Here is a 7,792-nt window from a genome sequence, read left to right as displayed (position 1 = left end):
TGTCAGCGACAAGCGCTTCTCCTAGCAAAGGTGGGTCAATTCGGTTTAGCGTCAAGGAACTACGTTATCGTTTCCCATAGGTGGCGTACCTCTCTGCTGTCTATCAGTTTTCGGCAAAACCGATTTCAGCAGGGTGCGCCGCCTACTTCAATCACCCCGTACACCAGAATCGACCATACCTCCGGCAGTACATGCGTGCGAAATGACTGTTAGGGGTGCGCGGGTTGAGGTCGCGACGCAGGGCCTGGCTGGCGTCACAGCCGAGGCTTCAAGATCCCGCGGTTGGGCGGTGCATGGAAGGGCTCTGGCGCCTGTTGCGGATCAGCCAGCGGCCACCGCTGACGCGGGAAGCTTTCAATCTGGTGGGCTCACGTCACCGCATCAGCATGGAGAAAGTGCACCGTGAGCTGGGATATCGCCCGCGCGTGAGCTACGAGCAGGCAATGCAGCAGCTTCGGGAACAGATTATTGGTTCAGGATTCGTTCGTTACCAACAAACCTGAATCAGTGACTCCGCTCGCCAATATACCCGTCAAGCCCACCTCTGCGCCAACAAGAGGCGATAACTGGGTGAGATTCTGACTTTGAGGTCAGGAAGCAAAGAGCGGGAGCAACCGATGGCTCGAGATTGGTTGATAAATAACCAGCATACAGTGTTTAGGCAATAGCGGGCTGTCCCGGCAGAGGATTCCGGGAGGATTGCTTTTTGCCAGTGGTTGAGTTGGCCTATGCGGCGGAAGCAAGGCCCCGATAAAGATCGCGGTAAACCGCAAAGCCTGGGCAGTGCCGGCCAAATCGCAGGATCCACTGCCGGCCACTGTGCACCAGGCGGCAGGCCATGGTCATGATTTCCTGCATCACGGTTCTCAGGCGGCGACGCCTGGCCGGGTGGCGAACCGGTGCATCCGGGCCGGTCAGTCGCAGACCCATCCAGCGCAACACGTTGTAACCCATCGTCGCGAAGGCCATGACCAGGTTGTTGGTGTCGAATTTCCCGGGAAGTCGACCTGGTCCTGCTCGCGCAGGAAATCGCGATTGGCACGGGCATCGTGTGCGCTGTCCAGGCGCAACAAAATGGGCTTATCCGTCAGTGATCGAGCCCGGGGTAACACTCGTTTGAGGGTGTCGAGAAATCCCTTGTTGGCGTGCTGGCTGCCAGGGCGCAGCTCGCAACCCAGGCACCAGCCTTCCTGCCCCAGGTAGGCGGCCATTGGCGCATAGCCGTCATAACCCTTGTAGGTGTAGCTGACACCCTCTTTGCGGGTCTGGCTGTTGTCCATGGGAAAGACATCCATATCCAGCGCAACGTGGCCCATCGCCAGAGGTGACACCGGCGCTTCGACGGACTGAAGAAACTCGACGCTGGCATCGTCCAGCAGGGGTGTCAGGCCTTGAGCGTCTTCATCAAATCGCTGGCGCAACCGGGCCGACGATGGCGATTGCCTGATGCCCAGGGCAGACTTGAAAAATGGGTCCGTTCGAACCGGCTCGGCCGCCTCGAAGTCGCTCTTGCCCAGCGTGATCAGGCCAAGATAGGTCCGGATCAGTTCAATGTTCGGAATACCGTGCCGCTTGACGACGGTGCGGGCGGTTTTGGTGAGCGATGTATGCCGGTTCAGGCAATGACCGACCAGGGCCAGCCCGCCATTGGGTGTATAGACTTCGGTTCGGGATTGCTGGAGAGTGAAGGTACGCATGAGCCGAAAGCACTAACTGGGTGAATGGGTGTCAGGTGCTATTATATCGCTCTAAGCCTTGTTATTGCAGGCTTTGGGCGTGAGTTCAGCTCGTTGAAGTCACGGATTCAGGAGAAAGGTAAACCAGGGAATTAGCAGGTTCAGGGCCGCCAGGGCATCTGCGCCGGCGAAGTTGCCAATGAAGATACCGTCAACAATGTTGGCGGTGGTCAGTGCCAGTAACCCCGCCACAGAGGGCAGGGCATAGCGGAAGAATACCGGCCAGAAGGGGCCGGTCAGTATCGGGTTGTCGGATTCCTTACCGGTCTCTGCGTCCATACTTGCCTCACCCGTTTATCCTGTGAATCAGCCGAACAGCTCCTGCAGTTTCTCACCCGGATCTGGCGCGCGCATGAACGACTCACCCACCAGAAATCCGTAAATGCCCCGGCTGGTCATGGCCTCAACATCTGAACGGGTCATGATCCCGCTCTCGGTAATGGTCAGTCGGTTTTCGGCAATCCGATGGTGCAGTTCAAAGGTGGTGTCCAGCGACACCTCGAAGTTGTGCAGATTGCGGTTGTTGATGCCTACCAGCGGCGTGCTCAGGGTAAGCGCATCGTCCAATTCCTCGCCATCATGCACCTCCACCAGCACATCCAGGCCAATCTCGTGGGCGATGCCCTCCAGTTCTTGCATCTGGTCTTTGGTCAGGCAGGCGGCAATCAGCAGAATGCAGTCGGCGCCAATGGCCCGGCTTTCATACACCTGATAGGGCGCCACCATGAAGTCCTTGCGGATCACCGGCAGGCTGCAGGCCGCGCGGGCGGCTTTCAGGTAGTCTTCGTGGCCCTGGAAGAAATCTCGGTCAGTCAGCACTGACAGGCAGGCCGCACCGCCTTGTTCGTAGCTTTCGGCGATGCGTTCCGGTTCAAAGGGATCTCGCAGGATGCCTTTGCTGGGTGAAGCCTTCTTGATCTCGGCAATGACCGCTGGCCGCTGAGCTTCGATGCGGGTGCGCAGGGCATTGGCGAATCCACGCGCTGGAGCTTGATCGCCGGCCATGGCTTTCAGGTCTGCAATCGAAACCTTGGGCTTACGTTCATCAATTTCCTCCCATTTCCGATCAACGATTTTACGCAGGATGGTGGGAGTCTTATCCAAATGTCGTTCAGTCATCTCGTGCCTGCTGAATTGGGTGCTGGAGCCGATGATGGGGGCCTTTCCAAAACACGCCCACAAGTACGTCCCTGTAGGGCTTGACTGTAGCCATCCATGGCTACAGACAGTTTTGGAAAGGCCCCCACCACCGGCTCTTCAAACTTGGTCAGGGTCTTCCGGAGTTAGTGGCCCTTAGAAACACTGAGAAAAATCAGCCAGCTCCGACATCTTGCCAGCCGCCAAACCGGAACCCATGGCATCCAGTGCCATGTCGACGCCTTCTTTGGCGGTCTTGGCCAGGCCGGCGATATAAATGGCCGCGCCGGCGTTCAGCGCGATCATGTCGCGGGCTTTTTCGGTGGTTTCGTCGTGGTTGCGACCGAAAGCGGCCTTGATGAGTTTCAGGGATTCGTCGGAGGAATCCACCGTCAGGCCCACCAGCGACTGGCTCTTGATGCCCAGGTCTTCCGGCGTCAGGTCGTACTCGTTGATTTCGCCATCCTTAAGCTCTGCAACATGGGTGACGGTGGCCAGACTGATTTCATCCAGGCCGTCCTTTGAGCAGACCACCATGATGTGTTCTGCGCCCAAACGTTGCATCACTTCTGCCATCGGGCGGCACAGTTCCCTGGTGAACACGCCGATAAGCTGGCGAGTGACGCCGGCCGGATTGGTCATCGGGCCAAGAATATTAAAGATCGTCCGGCAACCCAGCTCCCGGCGCGGACCGATGGCGTGTTTCATGGCGCCGTGGTGGGCCGGCGCAAACATGAAGCCGACGCCGATCTGTTCGACGCAGCGGGCCACTTCCTCCGGCTTCATGTCCAGATTGATGCCGGCCTTTTCGATCAGGTCGGCGCTGCCGCTCTTGGACGATACGCCCCGGTTGCCGTGCTTGGCGACGAAGCCGCCGGCTGCGGCCACCACAAAGGAAGAGGCAGAGGAGACGTTGAACAGATTGGCACCATCGCCCCCGGTGCCGACGATATCCACCAGCGGGCTGGCGTTGATGCTGACCTTGGTGGCCAATTCACGCATCACTTCGGTGGCGCCGGTGATTTCGTCGATGGTTTCGCTCTTCAGGCGCAGGCCCATCAGGAAGGCGCCGATCTGGGCGTCGGTGGCTTCGCCGTTCATCACAATACGCATCACATCCTTCATTTCGTCCCGGGACAGGTCCAGGTTGGAGGCAATGCGGTTCAGTGCTTGTTTCATGTCCATGGGGTCGTCGGCCTCTTGTTATGTTCTCAGGAAGTTGCGCAGCAGTTCATGGCCCTGTTCGGTCATGATCGACTCGGGGTGGAACTGCACGCCTTCGATGGGCAGGGTCTTGTGGCGTACGCCCATGATTTCTTCAACGGAGCCGTCGTCGTTGCGGGTCCAGGCGGTCACTTCCAGGCAATCGGGCAGAGTGTTCTTGTCGATCACCAGGCTGTGGTAACGGGTAGCCTGCAAGGGATTGTTCAGGCCGCGAAACACACCTGCATCCTTGTGGTACACCGCTGACACTTTGCCATGCATTACCTTGCCTGCCCGGATGACGTCGCCGCCGTATACCTGGCCGATGGACTGGTGGCCCAGGCAGATACCCAGGATAGGCAGTTTGCCGGCGAAATGACGAATGGCGTCCATGGAGATCCCCGCCTCGTTGGGCGTGCAGGGCCCCGGGGAAATCACCAGTCGCTCGGGGTTCAGAGCTTCGATTTGTTCAATGGTGATTTCGTCGTTCCGGTATACCTGTACGTCGGCACCCAGCTCAGCCAGGTACTGCACCACGTTGTAGGTGAAGGAATCGTAGTTATCGATCATCAGCAACATAATCTGTTCCTCCGCCTCAATGGTCGTAGTCGTTGTAGGTCATGGCCACGGCACGGAAAATGGCGCGGCCCTTGTTCATGGTTTCTTTCCATTCGAGGCGGGGAATGGAGTCTGCCACCACGCCGGCGCCGGCCTGGATGTGCAGGGTGTTGTCCTTGATGACCGCGGTGCGGATGGCGATGGCGGTGTCCATGTTGCCGTTGAACGACAGGTAACCGACCGCACCGCCGTATACGCCGCGCTTTACCGGTTCCAGCTCGTCGATAATCTCCATGGCGCGGATTTTCGGCGCGCCGCTGAGGGTGCCTGCGGGCAGGGTGGCGCGCAGCACGTCCAGGCAGCTGGTGTTTTCTTTCAGTCGACCGGTCACGTTAGAGACAATGTGCATCACGTGGGAATAGCGCTCCACGATCATCTTGTCGGTCAGCTTCACTGTGCCGGTTTCCGACACCCGGCCGGCGTCGTTGCGGCCCAGGTCGATCAACATCAGGTGCTCGGCGATCTCTTTCGGGTCGGCCAAGAGTTCCTTTTCCAGGGCTTTGTCCTCGGCATCGGTGGCACCACGCTTGCGGGTGCCGGCGATGGGCCGGACGGTGACTTCCTCATCTTCCACACGCGCCAGGATTTCCGGAGATGAGCCGACAATGTGGAAGTCTTCCAGATCCAGGAAGTACATATACGGTGACGGGTTGAGCACGCGCAGCGAACGGTAGAGGTTCAGGGGTGGTGCCTCGAAAGGAATCGACATGCGCTGGGAAATGACGGTTTGCATGACATCGCCATCCAGCACGTAGCCTTTGATCTTGTCCACCGCCGCTTCGAATCTGTCCTGGGTAAAGCCGGAAATAAAGTCGCTCTCGTCCACCACCTTGCCGCGTAGATGTTCCGGCGTGCGGGGGGCGTTGGCGGTCTGGCGGTGCAGTTGGCTTTCCAGCTCGTCGATGCGGCGTTGCGCCGCTTCGTAGGCGCCTTCAATAGACGGGTCCACGTGCACAATCAGATGCAACTTGCCGCGCAGGTTGTCGAACACCACGATTTCATTGGACACCATCAACAGAATATCCGGCGTGCCGATCTGGTCGGGCGGGCAGCTGTTGCGCAGGCGCTTTTCGATGTAGCGCACGGTGTCGTAGCCGAAATAGCCCACCAGGCCACCGTTGAACCGGGGCAGTTCGGGCAGGTCCGGGGCGTTAAAGCGCTTCTGGTAGTCGTCCACGAAAGCCAGAGGGTCATCGACCTCTGCCTGTTCGACCACTTCGCCGTTGCGGCTGACTTCGATGCGGTGGTCGAAGACTTTCAGAACTTCCTGGCTGGGTAAGCCAATGATTGAATAGCGACCCCATTTCTCGCCACCCTGTACCGATTCAAACAGGTAGGAGTATGGGCCGCTGGCCAGTTTCAGATAGGTGCTGAGGGGAGTGTCGAGATCCGCCAGAACTTCGCGGTACACAGGGATACGGTTATAGCCGGCTTCAGCGAGCTCGTGGAATTGCTCGGGTGTCATGGTTCGGTTTCCTGAAATCTGATCTGCGTTTTGTCAGAACGGTGTTACACCGCTGTGACCGGTGGTGCGGGCAAGCAGGCATGCGCCATCAGCCCCGGGGCTTGCTCAGCCGGTGCGCCATCGCCACCATCGTGTTGCGCGGGTTGTCAGGATGCCTCGCGCTGCAGTCAGATTCAGTCCCTGCACGGCAGGAATCTCCCGAATTGATGTGTTCAAAATAAAACGTCCTTGCGAGATTACAAAAGCTCGGCCAGCGAATCAACAACAGCATCTGCACCGAGACTGTCAACGGAGCCGCCAAAGTTATAGCCATACCTGACGGCGACGCAGGGGATGCCTGCTGCCAGGGCTGCATTGACGTCTGCCTTCGAGTCCCCGACCATCACCGTGGTGCCCCGTGTGCCGCCCAGTTTTTTCATGGCGTGCAGCAAGGGCGCCGGGTCCGGTTTTTTCACTGCCAGGGTATCGCCACCGACCGAGAGGTCGAACCACTGATCCAGACCGGTTTTTTCCAGCAGGGGCTGAACAAACTGGTCAGGTTTGTTAGTGACCACGGCCATCCGGCAGCCCAGTTGCCTCAGGTGGTCCAGGCAGTCATGGACGCCGGGAAATACCTCGGAATGCCGGCCATTCAGCTGGCCGTAGGCGTGATAGAAAATGGTCAGGGCGTCGTTGAACAGCGCTTCATCTTTAGCGGTGGCGGGTTCCCAATCGGTTTTTCCGGCCAGGGCCCGGCGCACCAGAACCTGGGCGCCGTTGCCAACCCAGGTGCGCACCTTGTCCAGGCCTGCCGGGCTACGCCCCAGGTGCTCCAGCATCTGATCCACGGCGGCGGCCAGATCCGGTGCGCTGTCTACCAGCGTGCCGTCCAGATCAAACAGGGCGACTCCCGGCCAGCGGGCGTTGAACAGGCCTTTCAGGCTCATCCGCCGATCACCTTGCGGGCCTGCTCAAGTTCCTCTCGCATGGCATCGATGGTGGCCTTGTAATCCGGAGTGTTGAATATGGCAGAGCCGGCCACAAAGGTGTCGGCGCCGGCCTCGGCAATTTCCCGGATGTTGTCGGTTTTCACGCCACCATCGATTTCCAGGCGAATGTTGTAGTTGCTGGCATCAATCTTCTTGCGGGCTTCCTTGAGCTTGTCGAGGGTGCCGGGGATAAACTTCTGGCCACCGAAGCCCGGGTTCACTGACATCAGCAGCACCATGTCGAGCTTGTCCATGACGTAGTCCATGTAGCTCAGCGGGGTGGCGGGGTTAAACACCAGTCCGGCCTTGCAGCCGCCGTCGCGGATCAGTTGCAGGGAACGGTCAATGTGGTTACTGGCTTCCGGGTGGAAGGTGATGTAGCTGGCGCCGGCGTCAATAAACATGCGGATCAGGTCATCCACCGGAGACACCATCAGGTGCACGTCGATGGGGGCGGTAACGCCGTGCTTGCGCAGGGCCTCGCACACCATGGGCCCAATGGTGAGATTAGGGACATAATGATTGTCCATCACATCGAAGTGCACCACGTCGGCACCAGCAGCCAGAACGTTATCGACTTCTTCGCCCAGGCGGGCGAAATCGGCGGAGAGGATGGATGGGGCAATCAGATATGGATTCATCGGGGCTCTCTCGGTGTAGTGAAT

8 protein-coding genes and 1 pseudogene are annotated in these 7,792 nt (G+C 58.9%); 1 reads left to right on the top strand and 8 read right to left on the bottom strand.

The window, feature by feature from the left end; genetic code table 11:
- Positions 1 to 293 precede the first annotated feature (293 nt).
- Complete coding sequence (locus tag Q675_RS29230; protein ID WP_023011306.1) at positions 294 to 503, top strand: hypothetical protein; 210 nt, start codon at positions 294 to 296, stop codon at positions 501 to 503.
- A gap of 223 nt (positions 504 to 726) precedes the next feature.
- Here the strand turns inward: Q675_RS29230 and Q675_RS29225 are convergent.
- The 8 genes and pseudogenes from Q675_RS29225 to rpe form a co-directional block, all read right to left on the bottom strand.
- Positions 727 to 1,697 (bottom strand): annotated as a pseudogene (locus Q675_RS29225) (IS1380 family transposase).
- Positions 1,698 to 1,796: 99 nt separating this feature from the next.
- Complete coding sequence (locus tag Q675_RS29220) at positions 1,797 to 2,015, bottom strand: hypothetical protein (RefSeq protein WP_023011303.1); 219 nt, start codon at positions 2,013 to 2,015, stop codon at positions 1,797 to 1,799.
- A gap of 27 nt (positions 2,016 to 2,042) precedes the next feature.
- Positions 2,043 to 2,855 carry an indole-3-glycerol phosphate synthase TrpC gene (gene trpC / locus Q675_RS29215; protein ID WP_023011302.1) on the bottom strand — a complete coding sequence of 271 codons (813 nt, stop codon included), beginning with the start codon at positions 2,853 to 2,855 and terminating at the stop codon, positions 2,043 to 2,045.
- Positions 2,856 to 3,029: 174 nt separating this feature from the next.
- Positions 3,030 to 4,058, bottom strand: a complete 1,029-nt coding sequence (gene trpD, locus Q675_RS29210; protein ID WP_023011301.1) for an anthranilate phosphoribosyltransferase — start codon at positions 4,056 to 4,058, stop codon at positions 3,030 to 3,032.
- A gap of 18 nt (positions 4,059 to 4,076) precedes the next feature.
- Positions 4,077 to 4,655: an aminodeoxychorismate/anthranilate synthase component II gene (locus Q675_RS29205; RefSeq protein ID WP_011786929.1), complete on the bottom strand. Its 579-nt coding sequence runs from the start codon at positions 4,653 to 4,655 to the stop codon at positions 4,077 to 4,079.
- 16 nt (positions 4,656 to 4,671) lie between these two features.
- On the bottom strand, positions 4,672 to 6,159 hold the full coding sequence (gene trpE, locus Q675_RS29200; protein ID WP_011786928.1) for an anthranilate synthase component I: 1,488 nt from the start codon (positions 6,157 to 6,159) through the stop codon (positions 4,672 to 4,674).
- 236 nt (positions 6,160 to 6,395) lie between these two features.
- On the bottom strand, positions 6,396 to 7,085 hold the full coding sequence (locus tag Q675_RS29195; RefSeq protein ID WP_023011300.1) for a phosphoglycolate phosphatase: 690 nt from the start codon (positions 7,083 to 7,085) through the stop codon (positions 6,396 to 6,398).
- Positions 7,082 to 7,768 carry a ribulose-phosphate 3-epimerase gene (gene rpe / locus Q675_RS29190; protein WP_011786926.1) on the bottom strand — a complete coding sequence of 229 codons (687 nt, stop codon included), beginning with the start codon at positions 7,766 to 7,768 and terminating at the stop codon, positions 7,082 to 7,084. The genes Q675_RS29195 and rpe overlap by 4 nt, the downstream gene beginning before the upstream one ends.
- Positions 7,769 to 7,792: the final 24 nt, after the last annotated feature.

It is taken from the genome of Marinobacter sp. EN3 (assembly GCF_000475315.1).
Lineage (GTDB): Bacteria > Pseudomonadota > Gammaproteobacteria > Pseudomonadales > Oleiphilaceae > Marinobacter > Marinobacter nauticus.
Note: the sequence above shows the minus strand (reverse complement) of the source record. Positions and strands in the feature narration are given on the sequence as shown.